Origin of the sequence: Parafilimonas sp., assembly GCF_047606085.1 — a bacterium.
GTDB lineage: Bacteria > Bacteroidota > Bacteroidia > Chitinophagales > Chitinophagaceae > Parafilimonas.
The window spans coordinates 1-20726 of sequence record NZ_JASGEX010000153.1; the positions used below are offsets into that span (position 1 = coordinate 1).

Here is a 20726-nt window from a genome sequence, read left to right on the forward strand (position 1 = left end):
ACGGTATTTACCGGTGTTCATTTACTATTCATATTAACCGGCAAATACCGTTAATTACAGAATTTTAGTCTTCTGTTAGCCATGTATCTAACATTACATCATCTGTACCGCTGAACTGCGACTGTATAGCAGATTGGTAATTGGTTGCATTTTCTGTTTGTTCTGCACTGGGGTATTCCCACCGGCGTGGAATCTCATTGTCGGAAGTACCAATGCCTTCCCCTCCTTCTGAAAATGAGGGCACGCCGGTGCGGCGCCAGTTATAATATGCCTGCCAGTTGGAATTGAGGAACATAGCTACATATTTCTGTTCCAATATCTGTGTAAGACCTGTGCTTCCACCCTGATAAGCTATATTGCTTTTGAAAGTTGTTAAATCCACGGTAACGGTGCCAAGCGTTGTGCCGGATTTATCAGCTATAGTCAACGATTCGCCGTCTGTTATATCATAAAGAGACAGGGAAGCATCAATGCCTGCATCGTACCAGCTTTCTGCATCACCGGAAGCCCATCCGCGATTAATGCCTTCTGCTATATTGAAGCATAATTCAGGATAACCAATCAATATATATGGTTCTGCATTGGCGCCGGTGGAAGAAGTGAAATACCTGTTGTAATTCAGGAATGAATATGCGCCGGCTGTAGAGTTGCTGCTTATATCTCCAAGCCCTGTGTTAGCGTCGGCACCCACATAAGCGGTAAAATCGGACACATCTTTTCCTGCCGAAATTTGTGCAGGCGCCGGCGTAGCTACTGCAAAAGTGCGCGGGTCTTCATTGGCCGTGGTTATATCCAAATAGGTTTTGCAAACATTAATATACTGGTTATAAGCATTAGCATACAAGGGATGTGTGTTTACCGAATTGTACTCATACACCAAATTGTCTGAATTGGAAGTAGGCAGCGGGTGGCCCGAAGGATCATTAACAATAGCTGCAAATTGTGATTGAATATTGAGGTCTGTATTATCATCCGCTCTTTTACTCAGGGAAATCAACGTCCTGATGGTATATGCATTGATTATTTTTTGCCACTGTAAATATGTTAACCCAAAAATATCGCCGGACGCATCTACTACAGTGCTGCCGGTAACAGCTCCGCCTGCTATAAGGTTGCCAATGATGGTATTGGCGCTATCGAGAAGGGAAAGGCTTGTGGCATACACTTCTTTCTGTGTATCAAACGCAGGCTGCTTGTTATTTTCATCCCCTGCTTCTGAAGCCGGAATATCGCCCACCCGTTCTGCAAACCATATATAGGAGTAAGCACGGAAAAATTTAGCCAATCCGGCATAAATATTAGTAGTGGGTGAAGACGGATATTGTACTGCGGCCTGCTCTTCCAGCAAGATTACATATTTCAGCATGTCGTACTGTGTGGCGGAATAAGACCATGTGTATGTATTGGTGCCCCAGTAATAGGAATAGTTGGACAAATAGTATTGGTCATATTTATAAATTCCGCCCATTAAGGCTTCCGAAACCGAACCGGTTTCACTCGTAGTATAACCGCCGCCATTGGCCAGGCGTACTGTAATGGCGTTTAACAGCAATGTGGCAGAAGCGCTGTTTCCCGCATTTGGGTTTGTAGTAAGGTCACCTTTCTGGCAGCCGGCCAAGACCACCAAAACCAAGGACAATCCTATTAAAATATTTCTAATTTTCATTGCTATAGTATTTTATTAAGAATGAATTAAAATATAAAATTGATGTTTACACCAAACCTTCTGGTTGTAGGGCTTTGCAGGCCGGTAGAGGATGTGCCGGTAAGCGAGTTATCTGCAAAATTGTAACCACTGGCGTACTGGTCTATGTCAAAGTCTTTGCGGGCCGCAAAATACAGCAGGTTGCGGCCTACCAAAGAAATAGAAGCGCCTTTGATAAAACTATTTTTCAGCCCGGAAGCCGGGAAGGTATAGCTAAGCGTTACTTCACGCAGTTTTGCATAGCTACGGCTAATCATATAATATTCATCCATACCACTGCTTCCGGAAATACCGTTAGACATATAGTTCTGCACGGTAACAGCTTTTGTGTTGGTTGTAAATGTAAAATCAGACGAATTGGTGATAACACCATTTTCTATAACCATGCCTGTAGTAGTATTGGGAACTACGCCATCGCCCACATAAGCAGCAGTTGGTGCTACGGTGCCTTCATCGGTGCTTTCCCATTCCTGCAGCCTGGCTGCACCTAATTTGCCTTTTACAGATTCGGGAGCTGTACCGCCATTAACCATCTGGATATATATACGATCGTAAATTTTACCGCCTATACGCCCATCAAACTGGAAGCCGAGGCTGAAACTTTTATAGCTAAAGGTATTGGTAAAGCCGAAACTGAAATCAGGGTTCATGTACCCAAGAAATTTCTTATCGCTCAAAGAAGTTCCCGGATTTGTCATTGGCAGCCCGGAAGAGGCATAAACAATCTGCCCGTCAGTAGTACGCACAAAACCACCGCCATAATAAGCGTCCATACGGTCGCCTACATAATAAACATGATTATTTAGCGTAAGACCGGTTTCTTCGCCATATATCTTTTTCAGTCTTTCTTTGTAGGTGGACCAGTTGATGGCAACATCCCAGCTAAAACCATCCGGATTTTTAACCGGTGAAGCATTTAACTGCAATTCCCATCCTTTTTTCTCTGTGGTAATACCGTTTACATTCCGGGTATAATAACCGGTGGAAGGAGCTACTGCTAAACTGTATATCTGCGGGCCTGCATCGCTTACAAAGTATGTAGCGCTGATACCAACACGGTTGCGAAACAAACGCAGGTCTATACCGCCTTCATAGGATTTGTTATCCGCCGGTTTCAGGCTGGAATTAGCGATGGAAGTAGAATAACTTACAGAAGGCGTTCCATTGTAGTAAGTGGTGGAAGAATACCCTGTTTGGTTACCGTAAGAAGGCCCATCATAAGAAGTCGTTAATTCATCGCCATAGCCAATTAACCCGGAATTAGTAGTCTTGCCTGTGGACATATAATAAGCCGTTTGTATAGTGGCCTGTGTAAGACCGCTTTTTACATCCGCATAAGATGCACGCAATTTGAGCAGGCTTATGGCATCCGGCATTTTGATATAGTCTGATAGTACAGAGCTTAATGATACGGAAGGATAGAAAAACGTGCGGTTGTCTTTTGCCAGTGTTGACAGGTTATCCACTCGGCCGGTAGCAGTTACGTTAACGTATTTGCTATATCCTAAATCCACGCTGTAATAACCGCTATATACCATCATGTTTGAATTGAAGCTGTAACTATATACCGAACCTTTCGAATTCTGAAAATCATATACCCAGGGAATGGAAAGGTTTTGCGTGGTAGCCCATGTAGAGTTAAACCTGAAAGACCGCCAGCCACCGCCTAATAAAGCAGACAGTCTCCAGTTCTTGCTTAACTGCGTATTATATGTCAATAATAAATCAGTGTTATTTTCAAGGGAATTACGTTTATCTTCCCTAAAATCCCCGTTATAACTGCCAAAGGTGTACCAGCCTGTGGGCAAATACGTATTCAATACTGTTGATACAGGCACTTTTTCCGTTCTGTCCTGATTCCATGTAGTAACCTGTGTTCTCAGGCTCAGGCTCAGGTCTTTATTAAACTGATAATTTAATTTAATATAACCATACACGTCTGTTTTATAATGCCCGCGCAACCAGTTGTATGCCTGGAAATATGGGTTGTTATCCCGACCATAATTTTCAGAATACTGCATCAGGTTAGTAACGCCGGTGGGTGCTGTCCAGTAATTTTTCAAATCCCTTACATCATAAGCGGCATTACCATATACGCCGAACTCGTAAATGATACTGTTAGGGCCATACGTAACGTCCGGAATGTTGGGCGTATATTGTTCATTAAAATTCAGGTTAGCTTCAGCGCTCAGTTTTCTGCTGAATTTATATGAGGTGAGGATATTCAGGTTATCTATATTCAGCTTGGTATTGGGCACCATCCCTTTTTGGTAAGTGTGGGAATAGGACATACGAATATCGTAATTATCCCCGCCTGACGATGCCGAAATGTTGGTGGTGGACAGGAAGCCTGATTCTAAAAACGTTTTTAGGTTGTCCGTGTTTTTTACCGTATAAGCCGTGGGTGTTCTTACACCTGTTGCCTCGTCATAAGGGCTGTTATACTGCTTTATCAACTGACCATCCATTTTAGGCCCCCAGATAGCCAGACGTTGTGTATTATCATACAACGCATCTGTTCCCGTGGTGCCGTATGTATAACTATTTCCTACCGCAAATTCATACAGATAGTTGTTGCCACGACCGTACACAGTCTGTGCATGCGGCCTGGCTATAAAACCAGTTTCCAGCATATTGCTGGTATTCAGGGTTACTTCCCATCCTCTGCCCCCCTGTGCATTTTTCGAACCTCTTCTGGTAGTGATAACAATAGCGCCGTTCTGACCTCTAAAACCATATAAGGCTGCGGCGTTTGGCCCTTTTAAAATGGTATAGGATTCCACATCATCCGGATTAATGTTCCAACCATCCGAATTAACAGGAATGCCATCCACTACGTACATAATGTCGCGGTTGCCGCGCAATACCACCTGCGGCCTGCCCACCATTTCTGCAGAAGGCCCTACGGATACGCCTGCAATCTTTCCAACCAAACCAGCCAGGGCGCTTACTTCACGGGCTTTGGTGAGGTCTGAGCCTTTTACACTCTGCACACTGTAACCCAGGGTTCGCTCTGCTCTTCTGATGCCTAAAGCTGTTACTACAACCGTGTTGAGCGCCTGGGTTTGGCCTGTTAAAGTAACATTCACTACATCGCCGGTAATGGGCTGTTCTACAGTGGTATAACCTATAAAAGAAAATACAAGAATATTTCCTGGTTTTGTGAGTGTTAAGGAATAATTTCCGTTTTCATCGGATGTGGTGAATAAATCAGTGCCTTTTAACTGTACTGTTACACTTGCCAACGGGCTGCCGTCGGCAATGGAAGTGATTTTTCCTGAAACTGTTTTTTGCTGCGCAAACAAAGCATTGCCTGTAAATAAAAAGCCAAGCAATACAATGAAGCAACTCAAGCGTGTTAATTTTGATTTCATGCTTTTTTATTTGCTTTGGTTAATTGATTTTTTTGAATAATGAAAAAATGTGTGTGCTGTTATAACAATTGACGATATGCAAATCTGAATGAAGTGATGAAGCAACACGACGCAGCCGTATGGGCGAAACAATAAGGCGTATTTATTATGTGGGAAGAACGTTCGAATAAAATAGCATGCTAATAATCAATAACTTAAAACATTAACGGCATATTACTTAAAAGTGATGCAATTGTTAACAAAGGCCCAGGGAATGAAAAACATTGCAGCACAAAATGTTAAGCGTATGATGCTATAATATTTTGAACGGAATTGTTTTTCCTGATTTTCCGTAGTAACTTAATAACTTTCAGCTAACCAGCTTATTTTCTTTGTATTCTGTGGGTGTTAAACCGGTTATTTTTTTAAAGTAATTGTTGAAAGAAGACTTGGAATTAAAACCGCAATCGTATGCCAAGGATAAAATAGGTACATCGCTTTTTGAAGTATTGATTCTTTTTTTGGCTTCTTCAATTCTGTATTCATTCACAAACTGATAGAAATTCTTTTTAATATGCTCGTTTAGCAACTGCGTAATATGGTGTTTGGGAATATTTGTTTTGGTTGCAAGCATTTCTAAAGATAATTCGGGCTCAAGGTATATCTTGGTTTTCGCCATAAAAGCAAGCAGTTGCTTTTCATAAGCCTGCATAGCATCAATATTTAAGGCGGATTTATTATACCTTTTCTCCCTTTTATTTGGAGCCGTATTGGCAGTGGCAACTTCGGTTTCTTTGGTGTTTTCTGTATTTATAACAGCAGGTTCCGCTTTTTGTGGAACGATTGTATTTTCTGTAACAATTGTATAATTTATTATTGGCCTGGTGCTCATTCTGTATTGTAGCACCAATATGGGAATAATCGAAAAAATAATATATGTGAAAAGGCGAATATCAACATCGGGTAACAAAATAAAATAATAACGGGCTACTTTCAGAAAAATGGCTAACGATATTGCTGCAATCATAATAAAAGCAACTCTTTTTATCAGCCAAAATGCTTTATTGTTTTTTTCTTTGGCTTGCTGCAATTCCTTTAATACATAACCCGGATAAATAATTAATGAAGTCACTACCAGCAATACATAATATTCAGTGTAAGAAAAAATAAATGAGCTGGCAACTTTATTTGCTAAAATACCCGCCACAAGAAATATATATACAAGAGAAAAAGCTGCAAAAGGCAGCAGGTGCAGTAACTTTGCGGTGCCGCTTATCTTCTTATGTTTTGCCGAATAAAAACTAATTAACAGCATAGGCCCGTAAGAAAGCCCAAACCCTGTTGCAATTTGGTTATACAAAAAATTATTCTGCAAAATAACCAGCACAAAAAATTTGGTAGAAAGGTGCAGTAAAACAATCATCACCATTATAAAAATGTTTTTGTCAAAATCATCCTTCATCCCGCTGATGACCAACAGGTACATTGCAATACAAGTCTGAACAATAATACAAGTAATAATAATGGTACTTAACATAGCCACAACAGAGTTACTTATAAAAATAACAACCCTGTGTGAACGAATTATAAAGAGCATGTTACGTTTTATTATTTTCTTTATCCACTGCATTACGCATACGGATAATAGAAAAAGCTAAACTGGATGCAGCCACTTTTATTGAAAGCGTTTGAAGCGATGGCATTACCCTTAACTCAATATTACCCCTTTGGAGCAATGCTTTAAGCGGGTTGCCGATGCAGGTAACAGAAAGGGGGTTTACCGGAACATAAGAAACGAAGTAACCTGCGCAGGCATCTGCAAGTTTAAAATTATCAGCAGGCAATTCGTAACAAAAAATAGCAGTATGCTGCGCAGCGCTTAGCCATGCTGCTTCAATAGCCACTACAAACTTTGTATTGCTCTGAACAAGAAAAATATCTCTGTCCTGCTGGGTGGTTTTTTCATCTGCATAGTAAGTAACCCTGGGGCAATCTCTCGGCAATAAATAGTTATGCAATAATTTTTCAGAAACGGCAAAAACAACATCTCCGTGTACGTTGTCAAGATATGATGGTGAAGGTCTTGGTATAAAAATATCTATCGAGCTGGTTTCGCTTATATGAAATAACCTTGGCTGCGCAGCATGCATACTGTTTGGTTGGAAAAGTGCAAGGTAATATAACCTGTTCTCCGGATGTAATGGACCATGTTATTTTAATAATAAATTTTCTTTCTCATTCTGTTGCAAAACAGGGCGTGAAGAACGATAAAATGTTATGTAATACCAATTAGAAGTAAGAATCAGGCTAATAAACTATTTTAAATATCCATGAAATTTTGTGTATTCTACAACTTGCAAAACTGCGAAAAACATACTCCCTAACTTTCCCTACTTTTGCCCGCAAACTTTTTTCATGCGTGCTATACAAATGGTTGATCTCAAAACAGAGTATCAGCGTTTAAAAAAAGAAATTGATACGGCTGTAATTGACGTTATAGAAAGCGCCGCGTTCATAAATGGCAGGCCTGTGCAGGAATTCAGCAGGGCGCTGGCAGGCTATTTAAACGTAAAGCATGTTATTCCCTGTGCAAACGGTACAGATGCCCTGCAAATTGCCATGATGGCTTTAGGCCTGCAGCCCGGCGATGAAGTTATTACACCTTCCTTCACATATATTGCCACAACAGAAGTAGTAGCCTTACTTGGCTTAAAACCTGTTTTTGTGGAAGCAGACAAGCAAACTTTTAATATTGATATTGACAGTTTGCACAGAGCCATCACGCCAAAAACAAAGGCCATTGTGCCCGTGCATTTATACGGGCAAAGCTGCGATATGGAAGCAGTAATGCAGGTAGCTGAAACGCATAACCTGTTTGTAATAGAAGACAACGCACAATCTATCGGCGGCGATTATTATTTCAAAGACGGCAGCCGCAAAAAAGCAGGCACAATCGGAACAATTGGAACAACATCATTCTATCCTGCAAAAAACCTGGGTGCTTACGGCGATGGCGGCGCTATCTTCACGAATGATGATGCTTTGGCGCAAAAGCTCACGATGATTGCGAATCATGGCCAGAGCAAACGGTATTATCATGATGTGGTTGGCTGCAACTCAAGGCTTGATACCATTCAGGCCGCTATCTTAAACATAAGGCTGCAGCATCTTGATGCCAATATTAATGCACGCATAAAAGTGGCGGATTATTATGATGCCGCATTTGCCAGTCATGCTGTAATTAAAACACCGTTCCGGGCAAGGAACAACAGGCATGTGTTTCATCAGTACACGATCATTTTAGACAGCGATAAAAAAGGTTTGCGCGATGAACTGGGCGCTTATCTTTCAGAGAAAAAAATCCCAAATATGATCTATTATCCTGTACCCGGCCACAGGCAAAAAATGTTTGAGACCTTTGGCGGCTTTGAATACGATTTGCCGGTTACAGATTGGCTGACGGAACGTGTAATTTCATTGCCTATGCACCCCGAATTAGATGAAGCACAACTGAAATATATAACAGAAAATATGCTGGCATACTTTAATTGATTTTATAACATATTTACTTACCGTTGCACCACCATCAACGCCAAAACATAAATAAAAAATACTATGAGCAAAAGAATTCTGATTACGGGCGCCGCTGGTTTTTTAGGATCGCATTTGTGCGACCGTTTTATAAAAGAAGGGTATCATGTTGTAGCAATGGATAACCTTATAACAGGGGATATAAAGAACATTGAACATCTTTTTCCTTTAAAAGAATTTGAATACTATCATCACGATGTTACCAAGTTCATTCATGTGCCAGGCCATCTCGATTACATTTTGCATTTTGCCTCGCCGGCAAGCCCCATTGATTATTTAAAAATACCCATTCAAACATTAAAAGTGGGCTCGCTTGGCACACACAACTGTTTGGGTTTGGCAAAAGATAAAAAAGCAAGGATACTGGTAGCCTCTACGAGCGAAGTGTATGGAGACCCGCTGGTACATCCGCAAACAGAAGAATACTGGGGCAATGTAAACCCGGTAGGCCCGCGTGGCGTATATGACGAAGCCAAACGTTTCCAGGAAGCCATCACCATGGCTTACCATACTTATCACAATGTTGAAACAAGAATAGTGCGCATCTTCAACACGTATGGCCCCCGCATGCGGCTGAACGACGGCCGCGCCTTGCCGGCATTTATTGGCCAGGCCCTGCGCGGTGAAGACTTAACGGTATTTGGCGATGGCAGCCAAACACGTTCTTTCTGTTATGTGGATGATTTGATTGAAGGCATTTACCGTTTATTGTTAAGCGATTATGCAATGCCGGTAAACATTGGCAATCCCAACGAAATTTCCCTGAAAGATTTTGCTGAAGAAATTTTAAAGCTCACAGGTGCAAGCGTGAAAATCTCATATAAGCCATTACCGGCGGACGATCCCAAACAGCGCCAGCCCGATATTACAAAAGCCAAAAACATTTTAGGCTGGGAACCCAGGGTTGACCGCGCTGAAGGGCTGAAGAAAACGTACGAATACTTTAAAGCATTATCAAGCGAAGAATGGTATAAGCTGCCAAAAGAATTTACAAAGCAGAAATAAGTTTCAATACGCTTCCCCTAATCATAAAAACAATTTAATAAAAGAATAATTGCATGGGCCACATTTTAGTTTCAGGAAGGGAAGGACAGCTTGGCAGTGAATTAAAAGACCTGCCTGCAAAACAAAAATTTCAATTTGTTTTTACAGGCAGAAATGATTTGGACATTACTGACGAAGCTGTTTTACAAGCCGCATTTGAAAAATACAAACCTGTTTTTTTTATCAACTGTGCAGCTTATACTGCCGTTGATAAGGCAGAAACAGACCAGGAAAATGCATACAAAATAAATGCGGAAGCTGTGGGCAATATTGCAAAACAATGCCGGCAGCATAACACAAAGCTCATTCATATTTCCACCGATTATGTTTTTGACGGAAAAGGCGTACAGCCTTATAAAACAGACGATAAAACCGACCCTGTTAATTATTATGGTTATACCAAGTTAACGGGTGAACAGCTTGCCTTAAACAATAACCCGCAAACCATTGTTATACGCACCTCGTGGGTGTATAGCGCTTACGGCGCCAACTTTGTAAAAACGATGATCCGCTTAATGAAAGAACGCAGAGAAATTAATGTGGTAGGCGATCAGTTTGGTTCGCCTACTTATGCAAAAGATCTGGCGGAAGCAATTCTGCAAATTGTGAATAGTGAGTGGGCAGCGGTGAATAAAGAGGATACGCACAGCTCACAGCTCACAGATAATAGCTTCCCTGGCATTTACCATTTCAGCAACGAAGGCAATATTTCGTGGTATGATTTTGCAATGGCCATAAGGGATATACAACAACTGGATTGCACAGTTAACCCTATCCCAACATCGGCTTATCCAACACCGGCAAAGCGCCCGGCTTATTCTGTATTTGATAAATCGAAAATTGTAAACACTTTCAACATTCAGCTAAAAGACTGGAAAGGCAGTTTGCAGGCATGCTTAAACAAATTATGAGTAGCCTGCTGCACAAACTGACCACTTACAAAACAACTATCATCCACCCAAAATTACTATATGGCTTACTGGCTTGTAAAATCAGAACCTTTTAAATATAGCTGGGATCAGCTTGTAAAAGACATGCAAACGTTCTGGGATGGTGTTCGCAACTACGCTGCGCGCAATAATTTAAAAGCCATGAAAAAAGGCGATGAAGTGTTGTTTTACCACAGCAATGAAGGTACCGAAATAGTGGGCATTGCCAAAGTGACGAAAGAAGCTTACCAGGACCCCACAACCAATGATACCAACTGGGTGGTTGTTGATCTAAAGCCTGTAAAAAAATTAAAACAGCCCGTCACCTTATCCCAGGTAAAAAATGATGACCGTTTAAAAAATATGGCATTGGTGCGTTTGGGAAGATTATCTGTTCAGCCTGTTACCGATGAGGAATGGGATATTGTAATGCAATTGGGCGGCATGAAATAGTGAGGAGTGGTGGATAGGGAGTTGTTCATCTGCAAGCTACAAGCCTCACTCATTACTTTACCAATTTTCATGACACGCATCATCCGGCATTCATTATTGACAACCCTTCACGCACATTACAGCTACGGGCTTTCACGTTTTCACGATTCACGCCATTCACCATTTTACTTTCTTTTAACGCAACCGGATGGTTACAAAACCATTATGCAGTAATTAATTTCTGCAGGCTTGCAAATCAGTTCAATTTCCAAAATCAATTCAACTCAGCTTTATGCTGCATGGCAACTATTGTTTGTAACAAACATCCATCACCAAAATCAAAAGATTGAACCTGCATAAATAGTAAGCCTGTATTTATGCAACAGGTTTTTTTGCATCTCATTTATCAACCAGCTACTAAAATTTGCCCCGTTAAGAATAACGGGGCCAGTTTGCTTGTATTATGATTAAATCTTTATTCAGTTTCTGCCGGCGTTACGGCCACATATCCTTTTTCTGCAAGCATCTCGCCTATATGCATAAATGCTTCATCTGTATCAGGCGCCCATGTTGCCAGGCCATCCACATAACGGTTATACATGCAAAAAGCTGCCGCTATTAAAACAGTATCATGCATTTCTTTATCCGTTGCACCTGCTTCCCGCGCTTTATCTATATGCGCTGTGGTTACATGCCTGCCGCCTTTTTGCACCTGCCTCGCTATATCGAGCAAAGCACGCATTTTGGAAGAAACGTCTGTTTGCTGTAACCCATTCTTAATATCAGCTATCAGAGACACCGGTTTTTCCAGCAGGGCTGCGGCAGCAGCGCCATGCGATGTGTGGCAGAAATGGCAATCATTCCAATAGGAAACAGAAGAAGCTATCAACTCTCTTTCACCGCGTGTTAAGCTGTTATCACTCACCAATAACACTTCAGCCAATTCATTTAAAGGCTTTGCTGTTTCAGGGCTGTAATGCATCAGGCCAATTATGCCTGGCAAATTATCATCGTTTAATTGTATATGCGCCATACATATTTTTTGCTTATCAATAGTTTTAAAAATTACACTGCCAGGACTGGCAGCGTCTGTTTGCTTGTATTATGATTGTATAAATCCGTATTGATCCTCCTGTTCTGCACCATTTATTAATAAGCGCTCATCCGGTTAACTTCATAAGATTGTAACCGAATAACTATTTATATGCAATGTACACGCATACGGCAGTTACCTGCCGTATCGTAATACAAGCAATGCCTATAGCTATTGCTACAATAAATGGGAAAACAATTAAGCTTCAGGAGGATGTTCTGGCAAAGCGCCTTCGCCTTTTAATAAGGCATGGTCTGCATAAACAGAAAATAATTTTATGATGGGGCCAGGGGTAAACCCTGCAACGGAAGTCTGCATTTCCTCGTAATCGCTTATGGAAAGTTTCATCACCTGGCCATGCTCGCCAGGCTTTTTTGAGGAAGTATTATTTTGCAATTCATTGGCAAGCCGGAAAAAATCTTCCTGTGCAGTTCTTAAATGTGTTTTTTCCTCATCAGGAAGGCACATTAAAACCAGGTTACCCTGCGAAATTTTTTGTTCTACATAATGATACACCTTACCATTCAATGTTATCTCGCCATCTTTTCTTTCAAAGTCTTTTGAATCCTGTATGTAAGGCATGGAGAGCGGAACAGTGAGCATGATGAGGTCGGCATCATTATACCTATCGCTGTCAATCTGCTCAGCAATTGTATGATCTGCCTTCTTCTCAAGAAAGGAAAATAATAACCTGTATCCAACAAAGTTGAACGCTAAAAGCAGGAGCAATAATATGGTTGCAAACTTCTTCAAGATAATAGCTGCCACAAATTAAATTAATTAAAATGTAGAATGCAAAAAATATCTTAAATATTTAAACCGGCCGGGATGCAATGGCTGATTGCTGGGCAAATACAGAAAGCGCGCACAAAAATGTGCATCCTGCATAAACCAATAGTTTAATTCAGGTTGAATTTATTAGTTTCGCAGCCCTAAATAAAATCAATATCTATGCAATCAACATTGGTGATTTTAGCAGCCGGTATGGCAAGTCGTTACGGAAGCATGAAACAAATAGAAGGGTTTGGGCCATCCGGCGAAACCATAATGGAATATTCCATATATGATGCCATCGAAGCCGGCTTTACGAGAGTGGTTTTTATTATTCGGAAGGATTTTGCAGAAAATTTCAAAAACATTGTAGAACCTAAATTGAAAGGCCGGATTGAGGTTGACTATGTTTACCAGGAGCTTACCAGTTTCACTGAAGGGCACAGCATCAATCCCGAAAGAGTGAAACCCTGGGGTACCGCACATGCCGTGCTTTGTTGCAAAGGCAAGGTAAAAGAACCCTTTGCCTTAATTAATGCAGACGATTTTTATGGTAAAGACTCTTTTAGAAAAGCATTTGATTTTTTACAAACCCGCTGCAATGAAAAAACCTACGCTTTAATTGCTTATGAATTGCCCAACACATTAAGCGACCATGGAAGTGTAAGCCGCGGCGTAATCTCAGAAAATGACAAAAATGAAATGACGGGCGTTAAAGAATGCCTTAAAATTTATAAGAAAGAAAGCCTTATTGTTTATGAAGATGAAGAAGGCAGGCTTACTGAATTGCCAGGCTCTACAAAAGTGAGCATGAATTTTTTTTGTTATGGGCCAGGCATTATTGATTTGTGCGAAGAACAATTTCAGGAGTTCCTTGATAAAAACAGCCAAAGCCTTAAAGCAGAATTTTTAATTCCTACGATGACCGATTATTTTATTAAATCGGGCAAAGGGCGTGTGGAAGTAATTACAACATCTGCAAAATGGTTTGGCGTAACATATAAAGAAGATGCGCCTGTAGTAAAAGCATCCGTTACACACCTTGTAGAAAAAGGAGAATACCCTGATAACTTATGGAAATAAAATCTTGATATTGATTAAAGAAATATCCAGGGGCAGGCCCATGCCTTCAGGCATATAAAATTAAAATCCCGCCAAAAGCGGGATTTTAATTATCAGTTCTATCATTTATTTTACTTACTTGTATGTCTTGATCAGGAAAACACAGTCTTCCGCTTTCTTTACCTGTCCCACCCTGTCTATATTTTTTAAAGATGTGCTGGAGGGAAGTTTTATTTTCCTGAGTGAGGTGTCATCTGTTTTTAAGCTATCAATCATCCTGTAAATATTATTTGCCTTAAGGGCGAAAACAACATCTTCTGTTTGCGATTGCCTTGTTGTAATGATACCTACAATTTCCCCATTCTTACTGAATACAGGCGCGCCTGAATTGCCGGGGTTTGCGGTTAATGAAAGCTGGCAGCTCGAAGTGTCGCCCTCATAACCGGTCCTGGCGCTTAGATAACCCATGTTATAAACGATCTCATCGCGGGGATAACCGAGTGTAAAAAGCTCTTCACCCAAAGCCGGCTGGCTGCGGCGAATGGAATAAGGCAGATTTTTTACTGCTTTATAATCGTTATCAACAATCTGCAAAACAGCTAAATCTTTCGCATGATCTACAGAAATAATCTTTGATTTATACTCATGCCCGTCTTTGTCTGTAGCGATAGCGCCACTTCCATCCAATACATGGGCATTGGTTACCAGAAAACCTTTTCCATCAATTAGGAAAGCAGTGCCGCCCGATTTTACAATGGCGCCTTTGGGAATTTTCGGCTCGGCCACTTCTTTAAGCGTATTATTTGTTTGCATTTGTGATCTGCGTAAATCAGCAATATCCCTTTTCAGGCGCTCCAACTGGCTTTTATTATTGGCTGCCGGAGAAAAATACATAGCCAGTGCACTGATAAATAAAGCTGTAATACAGGCAATGGAAGCAGCAATGGCTGTAACCTTTTTATAGCGATGCCATAACTGCACCACCTTGCCCTTTACGCCTTCCGGTTCTTCACGGTTCCTGATTTCGCCGGTTAAAGACAATTTCGAATGAATGGTATGCAGCGAATCTTTAAAATGTTTTACACCGGCATATTCATCCATCTGGTGCAGAAACAATTTGTGCTCTACCACCATCTGGTCAATGGCAGGGTTGCCTGCGCGCAGTTCTTCAAAAAACTTTTTTTCGTCCGGAAGCATGCGGCCTTCCAGGTAGCGCTCTATTGAATTAAGTAAAAGTATGTCTTCCATCACTCACCTATATTATACTGGGAAAAGAATAATTTTTTTAAACGCATCAGGCATTTATATTTCTGGTTTTTTGCGTTATCGGCATTGGTATAACCAAACAACGATGCAATCTGGTCCATGCTCTTTTTCTCTATATAAAATGCCTCAAGCAAACTTTTACAGGGTTCCCCCAAACTGTTCAGCGCCCTGTCCATTATGCCAAGTTCAGCTTCTCTCCTTTCATGTATTTCTATATCATCATCAACCTGTATTGATTCAAAATTTTCAATACCATTGGCTGTTTTGCCTAATTGCTGAAGGCGCTTTAACCAAAGCCTGCGGCTTACTGAATAAATGTAAGTTTTAATCTGGCTGGTAAGCACGAACGACTCAGATTTAGCCTTTTGATAAAGTGTTATCATAGCCTCCTGAAAAATGTCCCTCGCTTCGTCGTAAGTTCCGTTGTTGTTAATAATAAAGGCAAGAACCATGTTAAAATTGTCTTTATATATGGTTTCTGCGGCTTTAGAATCGTTGTTTGCCAGTGCTTTTAATAATAATTGTTCGTTCGGATCGCCCTTCACGCCTTGTGTGATTTTAATACCTTGATAAGAGTAAAAGTAACCCAAAAATTATTTTAAGTTTTGAGAAAAAAAAATTTAAACACCGGGTTACCTCTTTTGCATTTTAGTATTAAAACAAAATATTACGTCACAAAAAACACAAACACATGAAAAAATTATTGATCGTTTTAGCTATCGGTACTTTCGCAGCCTGCAACAGCGGTTCAAGCACTACATCTGAAGATTCTACAGCTACAGTAGCGCCTGATTCATCTGTTGCCGCTCCGGATACATCTTTAACAGCAGCTCCTGACACAACCAAAGTTGATTCAGCTTCTGTGGATACTACAAAACACTAATTAATTCTGGCAGCTAAACAATGTGGCAGTTGTATTGAGGTTGCCGGCATGCTTGCGCCGGGGTTTGTTTAGCATACATTTTTTTCATATGGCAAGCAATCGTTAGAGGCCGTTCCGTTTCCACGGAAGGGCTTTTTTCTTTTACCCTTTTCAGGCCCGGGCCCATAAGCAACCCCCTTAAAAAATGATAAAATATTTCTGCCTGAAAATTATGACGGATAATTTCTTACTGTTACTTTTGTGTCCCGCAATGCAAAAATCTGGCACATATACTTTGTTCTGCTTCTTTTATTTTAAAGAAACAGCCGGGTAGTAGGTGCATGCAAATACATTTATAGATCCCGGCTACAAAGGCCGGGATTTTTTATTATGAAACGACCACGTAAAATTTTCACAAACAGGGAAATGTATGTCGGGGCGTTCTCCCGAAGTAAGTTCGGGACAGGCATAAGGCCATTTAAAAAATAAACTTGCACGAATGAAACCGAGCATGATGATTTTTCCTCACACAGGGGAATGTGCATAGCGAGGTTCTCCCGAAGCAAGTTCGGGACAGGCATGAGACCATTGAAAAAACAAACTTGTACGAATGAAAAATGAAGTGTATATCCAGGGTTATGAAGGCAGTTTTCACCAAACTGCTGCTATTAAATTTTTAGGGAAAGAGATACAGGTAAACCCTTGTTCCACCTTTAATGAGCTAATAAAAAAAGCCTCCGTTAAAAATGAAAACACCAGGGCGGTAATGGCCATTGAAAATTCTATCGCCGGAAGCATTTTGCCCAATTATAATCTTCTTCAGAAAAGCAATCTGGCTATAATAGGCGAAGTATATTTGCAAATTGACCAGAACCTGATGGTGAACAAGCATGTAGAACTGGAAGATATAAAAGAAGTGCACTCCCACCCCATGGCATTACAGCAATGCTTAACCTTCCTGGATAATTATAACTGGAAGCTGATTGAAACGGAAGATACCGCACTGAGCGCAAAACATATTTACCAGCATAAAAGCAAACATATTGCCGCCATTGCAAGCAGGCTGGCAGCAGAGCTGTTTGATCTTAAAATCATTGCGCCGCACATTCATACATTAAAAAATAATTATACCCGCTTTCTTGTGTTGCAGCATGCAGATTTTGCCGGGCCTGTGCAAAACGCAAATAAAGCATCGGTAAATTTTCATACAGACCATTCAAAAGGCAGCCTGGCAAAAGTGCTTACCAGAATCGCAGAAACGGAGGTTAACCTCAGCAAGCTTCAGAGCTTTCCTATCCCGGGCAGCAATTTCAGGTATAGTTTTCATGCAGACCTGGAATTTGAGCAGTTTTCGCAATTTGAAAAAGTGATAGAAATGATGAAGCCTGCCACTGAGTACTTAAAGATTTATGGCGTTTACAAAAACGGCAAACTAAAATAAATTATGATCACTACCGCGGCACGCTTAAACAGTGTGAACGAATATTATTTCTCGCAAAAATTAAGGGAAATTGATTCGCTGAACAAACAGGGAAAAAATATCATTAATCTTGGCATAGGCAGCCCCGATATGCCGCCGCACCCGGATGTAATTAAAACATTGCAGGAAGAAAGTGCAAAGCCGAATGTACATGGGTACCAAAACTATAAAGGTTCGCCTGTTTTGCGCCATGCTTTTGCCCACTGGTATAAAGCATGGTATAAGGCCGGTATAGATGCAGAAACAGAAGTGTTGCCGCTTATTGGCAGCAAAGAAGGCATTATGCATATCTGCATGGCCTATTTTGAAGAAGGCTGCGCCGTGCTTGTTCCCAACCCGGGTTATCCCACGTATGCCAGCGCTGTAAAGCTTTCAGGCGCCACACCCTTATATTATGATTTAAAAGAAGAAAATAATTATGAGCCCGATTTTAACCAACTGGAAGAACTGGTGAAGCAGGCGGCTTCCTTCTGTCCTAAAGGAATTAAGGGGCTTTGGGCAAACTATCCGCACATGCCCACAGGCCAGCCGGCTTCAGCAAAGATTTTTGAACAGTTGGTTGCTTTTGGCAGAAAGCATAATATGCTTATTTGCCACGATAACCCTTACAGCTTTATTTTGAATGATGAACCTTTAAGTATTTTAAGCGTGGATGGCGCCAGAGAAGTTGCGCTCGAATTAAATTCTTTAAGCAAGGCGCAAAATATGGCCGGCTGGCGTGTGGGGGTTTTATGCGGCGATAAAGAAAGAATAAATGAAGTGCTGCGCTTTAAAAGCAATATGGACAGCGGCATGTTTTTACCGGTGCAGTTAGCTGCCGCAAAAGCCTTATTGTTAGGAAAAGACTGGTACGAAAGCATTAATGCCGTTTATAAAAAAAGAAGAGAGAAAGTGTATGAATTGCTTGATGCATTAAACTGTGTTTATTCAAAGCAGCAGGCAGGCATGTTTATGTGGGCAAAGACGACCTCCCCGCTCCGCCCGGCAGAGGAGCTTTCAAAACATCCTTTAGGTGCAGGTGGGATATTAAGCGACAAAGTTTTGTATGAAAACAATGTATTCATTACACCAGGCGGTATTTTTGGCAATAGCGGCAATGATTATATAAGAATAAGTTTGTGCGCCACAGAAGAAAAATTAGGCGAAGCAATTGAAAGGATAACAAAGCAGGAGTTGGGAATTAGGAATAAACCCGTAAACAAGTGAACCTGCGAACTTGTAAACTTATAATAGCTGAGCAGTTGACAGGGGTAAAATCCTGTTTTTTTCTTGTGTCAGTAACCCTGGTATAGCGTATTCCATCTTTAGGGCTTATTGCCATAAATATATTGCATGTGCCATCTCTTTTGTATTCGTAATCGTATTTTTCCAGGCTTACGGTTGCCGGCTAACAATTGTTTACTTTTTTCATCCATGCAAACTACCGGATGTTTCGGGTCATTTGCGGCTTTATACAAATCCAGCGGGCGATACATGCGTTCCCTGTATTGGGGTGGTATTTGCTGTATGCACCACATTCTCTTTAGCCAGGGCTTACATTCATTTTTTTAGTGCCAGCCTTATTGTTTCTCTATTCACTGTCTCAAATCCCGGCTTGCCCTTTACTTCTTCTGTAAGTAATCGTATTGTCCAACGCTTTCTCCCTTCAGGACTGGGGCCGCACACCAGCGCCGCCAATTCCGTTTCATGCCCCACTGTGTATTTAACAGGCTGGCCAGGACGTGCTTCTTCTTCCGGTGCCTTTTCTATTCCTTGTTCCTGATAACGCTTCTTTATGCGCCAGATAGTTATCCGGGCTACATCCAAAAAATCTTCAATCTCTGCATTCTTTTTGCCTTTGTTCAACAGCAACAATATATTTATACGATTGTATTTGCGTAAATTCAATTTAGCGGATTGTTTTTGTTGTTCCAGATATTGAATATCTTTTTTGCTTAGCTTTATTTGGGTTGACATCTCAATGAATTATAGCAACACAAAATAATAAATGTTTCTAAATTAATTTATTAATACAGTAGCTTAAGATTTTATGAAAAACGAAATTAATCACGAAGAGGCACAGGCTTCTCTTAGAGATGGGCCTTTTAATACCGTGACCATCGTTGGGGTTGGTTTAATAAGCGGTTCGTTTGCGTTAGCCCTGAAAGAAAAACAGCTTGCAAAGCACATTATAGGCGTAAGCAAAACAGATGGCACGGCACAACGCGCCCTGGAACTTGGTATAATTGATGAAACGCTGCCATTAAAAGAAGCGGTGCAGAAAAGCGAATTCGTGTATGTTGCGATACCTGTTAATGTTACCATCCCGGTAGTGCTGGAGATATTGGATATGATTAACGATAAACAAATTGTTGCAGACGCCGGCTCAACCAAATTTGCCTTGAGCGAAGCAATCAAAGATCACCCCATGCGCAAACGCTTCGTATCAACGCATCCCATGTGGGGAACGGAATACAGCGGGCCGGAAGCCGCTGTGCATGGCGCCTTCGCGGGCCGTGCCTGTGTAATTTGCGATGTGGAAAGATCGGACGAAAACGCTGCCAAAATACTTGAAAATATTTACCGCCTGCTGGGCATGAACATCGTATTTATGGATTCAGAAAACCACGATGTGCATGCGGCCTATGTAAGCCATATTTCGCATATAACATCATTCGCCTTAGCCAATACGGTATTGGAAAAAGAAAAGGAAGAAGAAGCCATTTTTGAATTATCCGGCGGTGGTTTTGAAAGCACCGTGCGGCTTGCAAAAAGCGCAGCTTCCATGTGGGTGCCTGTGTTTATGCAGAACAAAGAAAACGTTTTGGATGTACTGAATGAGCACATTACACAATTAAGGAAATTTAAGGCCAGCCTTGAAAAAGAGAATGTGCAGTTTTTAACTGAATTAATTGAGAATGCCAATAAGATAAGAAAAATAATTAAGTAAGATTATTTGGGCGCATTTCAAATTTTCGCTTCATACGCGGCACTACCGCTCGGTGAGACACCGACCGGTAGCGGGTTCTGCAGGTGGGTGGTGACGCCATAACCGTCAACTTAAGCCCAAAGGGCTTAAGTTGACGGTTATGGCGTCACCACCCACCTGCAGAACCCGCTACCGGTCGGTGTCTCACCGAGCGGTAGTGCCGCGTATGA

The 20726-nt window shown here is 41.2% G+C and carries 18 protein-coding genes; 9 read left to right on the plus strand and 9 right to left on the minus strand.

Features of this window, described 5'->3' with window-relative positions:
* Positions 1-64: 64 nt before the first annotated feature.
* From QM629_RS13260 to QM629_RS13275, 4 genes are all read right to left on the minus strand, one after another.
* The gene (locus tag QM629_RS13260; RefSeq protein WP_415160362.1) at positions 65-1666 is read right to left on the minus strand and encodes a SusD/RagB family nutrient-binding outer membrane lipoprotein; all 1602 of its coding nucleotides are present in this window, start codon (positions 1664-1666) and stop codon (positions 65-67) included.
* A 26-nt stretch (positions 1667-1692) separates the two neighbouring features.
* Positions 1693-5079, minus strand: a complete 3387-nt coding sequence (locus QM629_RS13265) for a SusC/RagA family TonB-linked outer membrane protein (protein WP_415160363.1) — start codon at positions 5077-5079, stop codon at positions 1693-1695.
* A 349-nt stretch (positions 5080-5428) separates the two neighbouring features.
* Positions 5429-6544 (minus strand): helix-turn-helix domain-containing protein, encoded by a 1116-nt coding sequence (locus tag QM629_RS13270; protein ID WP_415160364.1) that lies wholly within the window; start codon positions 6542-6544, stop codon positions 5429-5431.
* A 112-nt stretch (positions 6545-6656) separates the two neighbouring features.
* The gene (locus QM629_RS13275; protein WP_415160365.1) at positions 6657-7208 is read right to left on the minus strand and encodes a DUF6886 family protein; all 552 of its coding nucleotides are present in this window, start codon (positions 7206-7208) and stop codon (positions 6657-6659) included.
* A gap of 265 nt (positions 7209-7473) precedes the next feature.
* Here QM629_RS13275 and QM629_RS13280 point away from each other — a divergent pair, with 265 nt between their 5' ends.
* From QM629_RS13280 to QM629_RS13295, 4 genes are all read left to right on the plus strand, one after another.
* The gene (locus QM629_RS13280) at positions 7474-8610 is read left to right on the plus strand and encodes a DegT/DnrJ/EryC1/StrS family aminotransferase (protein WP_415160366.1); all 1137 of its coding nucleotides are present in this window, start codon (positions 7474-7476) and stop codon (positions 8608-8610) included.
* A 63-nt stretch (positions 8611-8673) separates the two neighbouring features.
* The gene (locus QM629_RS13285; protein WP_415160367.1) at positions 8674-9654 is read left to right on the plus strand and encodes a UDP-glucuronic acid decarboxylase family protein; all 981 of its coding nucleotides are present in this window, start codon (positions 8674-8676) and stop codon (positions 9652-9654) included.
* A gap of 53 nt (positions 9655-9707) precedes the next feature.
* Positions 9708-10604 carry a dTDP-4-dehydrorhamnose reductase gene (gene rfbD, locus QM629_RS13290; RefSeq protein ID WP_415160368.1) on the plus strand — a complete coding sequence of 299 codons (897 nt, stop codon included), beginning with the start codon at positions 9708-9710 and terminating at the stop codon, positions 10602-10604.
* A gap of 60 nt (positions 10605-10664) precedes the next feature.
* Positions 10665-11075, plus strand: a complete 411-nt coding sequence (locus QM629_RS13295; RefSeq protein ID WP_415160369.1) for an EVE domain-containing protein — start codon at positions 10665-10667, stop codon at positions 11073-11075.
* Between the two features lie 454 nt (positions 11076-11529).
* Here QM629_RS13295 and QM629_RS13300 read toward each other — a convergent pair whose 3' ends face one another.
* Positions 11530-12087 carry a carboxymuconolactone decarboxylase family protein gene (locus tag QM629_RS13300; RefSeq protein WP_415160370.1) on the minus strand — a complete coding sequence of 186 codons (558 nt, stop codon included), beginning with the start codon at positions 12085-12087 and terminating at the stop codon, positions 11530-11532.
* A 258-nt stretch (positions 12088-12345) separates the two neighbouring features.
* The gene (locus QM629_RS13305) at positions 12346-12915 is read right to left on the minus strand and encodes a hypothetical protein (RefSeq protein WP_415160371.1); all 570 of its coding nucleotides are present in this window, start codon (positions 12913-12915) and stop codon (positions 12346-12348) included.
* Positions 12916-13098: 183 nt separating this feature from the next.
* Between QM629_RS13305 and QM629_RS13310 the strand changes: the two genes are divergently transcribed.
* Positions 13099-14001, plus strand: coding sequence for a sugar phosphate nucleotidyltransferase (locus QM629_RS13310; RefSeq protein WP_415160372.1), 903 nt, complete (start codon positions 13099-13101; stop codon positions 13999-14001).
* Between the two features lie 114 nt (positions 14002-14115).
* Here QM629_RS13310 and QM629_RS13315 read toward each other — a convergent pair whose 3' ends face one another.
* On the minus strand, positions 14116-15228 hold the full coding sequence (locus QM629_RS13315; protein WP_415160373.1) for a S1C family serine protease: 1113 nt from the start codon (positions 15226-15228) through the stop codon (positions 14116-14118).
* Positions 15228-15836 (minus strand): RNA polymerase sigma factor, encoded by a 609-nt coding sequence (locus tag QM629_RS13320; protein WP_415160374.1) that lies wholly within the window; start codon positions 15834-15836, stop codon positions 15228-15230. The genes QM629_RS13315 and QM629_RS13320 overlap by 1 nt, the downstream gene beginning before the upstream one ends.
* 101 nt (positions 15837-15937) lie before the next feature.
* Here QM629_RS13320 and QM629_RS13325 point away from each other — a divergent pair, with 101 nt between their 5' ends.
* From QM629_RS13325 to QM629_RS13335, 3 genes are all read left to right on the plus strand, one after another.
* Entirely contained in the window at positions 15938-16129 is a 192-nt protein-coding gene (locus QM629_RS13325) for a hypothetical protein (RefSeq protein ID WP_415160375.1), read from the plus strand.
* Positions 16130-16718: 589 nt separating this feature from the next.
* On the plus strand, positions 16719-17549 hold the full coding sequence (locus QM629_RS13330; protein WP_415160376.1) for a prephenate dehydratase: 831 nt from the start codon (positions 16719-16721) through the stop codon (positions 17547-17549).
* A gap of 3 nt (positions 17550-17552) precedes the next feature.
* A complete protein-coding gene (locus QM629_RS13335; RefSeq protein WP_415160377.1) occupies positions 17553-18794 on the plus strand; it encodes a pyridoxal phosphate-dependent aminotransferase in 1242 nt (413 codons plus the stop codon).
* A 333-nt stretch (positions 18795-19127) separates the two neighbouring features.
* On the opposite strand, the gene QM629_RS13340 is transcribed toward QM629_RS13335, so the two are convergent.
* On the minus strand, positions 19128-19475 hold the full coding sequence (locus QM629_RS13340) for a helix-turn-helix domain-containing protein (protein ID WP_415160378.1): 348 nt from the start codon (positions 19473-19475) through the stop codon (positions 19128-19130).
* 142 nt (positions 19476-19617) lie between these two features.
* Here QM629_RS13340 and QM629_RS13345 point away from each other — a divergent pair, with 142 nt between their 5' ends.
* On the plus strand, positions 19618-20517 hold the full coding sequence (locus tag QM629_RS13345) for a prephenate dehydrogenase (RefSeq protein ID WP_415160379.1): 900 nt from the start codon (positions 19618-19620) through the stop codon (positions 20515-20517).
* Positions 20518-20726 lie beyond the last annotated feature (209 nt).

Coding starts and splice junctions, on each gene's coding strand:
- QM629_RS13260 (WP_415160362.1), bottom strand. CDS start 1,666: ATGAAAATTAGAAATATTTTAATAGGATTGTCCTTGGTTTTGGTGGTC.
- QM629_RS13265 (WP_415160363.1), bottom strand. CDS start 5,079: ATGAAATCAAAATTAACACGCTTGAGTTGCTTCATTGTATTGCTTGGC.
- QM629_RS13270 (WP_415160364.1), bottom strand. CDS start 6,544: ATGTACCTGTTGGTCATCAGCGGGATGAAGGATGATTTTGACAAAAAC.
- QM629_RS13275 (WP_415160365.1), bottom strand. CDS start 7,208: ATGCATGCTGCGCAGCCAAGGTTATTTCATATAAGCGAAACCAGCTCG.
- QM629_RS13280 (WP_415160366.1), top strand. CDS start 7,474: ATGCGTGCTATACAAATGGTTGATCTCAAAACAGAGTATCAGCGTTTA.
- QM629_RS13285 (WP_415160367.1), top strand. CDS start 8,674: ATGAGCAAAAGAATTCTGATTACGGGCGCCGCTGGTTTTTTAGGATCG.
- rfbD (WP_415160368.1), top strand. CDS start 9,708: ATGGGCCACATTTTAGTTTCAGGAAGGGAAGGACAGCTTGGCAGTGAA.
- QM629_RS13295 (WP_415160369.1), top strand. CDS start 10,665: ATGGCTTACTGGCTTGTAAAATCAGAACCTTTTAAATATAGCTGGGAT.
- QM629_RS13300 (WP_415160370.1), bottom strand. CDS start 12,087: ATGGCGCATATACAATTAAACGATGATAATTTGCCAGGCATAATTGGC.
- QM629_RS13310 (WP_415160372.1), top strand. CDS start 13,099: ATGCAATCAACATTGGTGATTTTAGCAGCCGGTATGGCAAGTCGTTAC.
- QM629_RS13315 (WP_415160373.1), bottom strand. CDS start 15,228: ATGGAAGACATACTTTTACTTAATTCAATAGAGCGCTACCTGGAAGGC.
- QM629_RS13325 (WP_415160375.1), top strand. CDS start 15,938: ATGAAAAAATTATTGATCGTTTTAGCTATCGGTACTTTCGCAGCCTGC.
- QM629_RS13330 (WP_415160376.1), top strand. CDS start 16,719: ATGAAAAATGAAGTGTATATCCAGGGTTATGAAGGCAGTTTTCACCAA.
- QM629_RS13335 (WP_415160377.1), top strand. CDS start 17,553: ATGATCACTACCGCGGCACGCTTAAACAGTGTGAACGAATATTATTTC.
- QM629_RS13345 (WP_415160379.1), top strand. CDS start 19,618: ATGAAAAACGAAATTAATCACGAAGAGGCACAGGCTTCTCTTAGAGAT.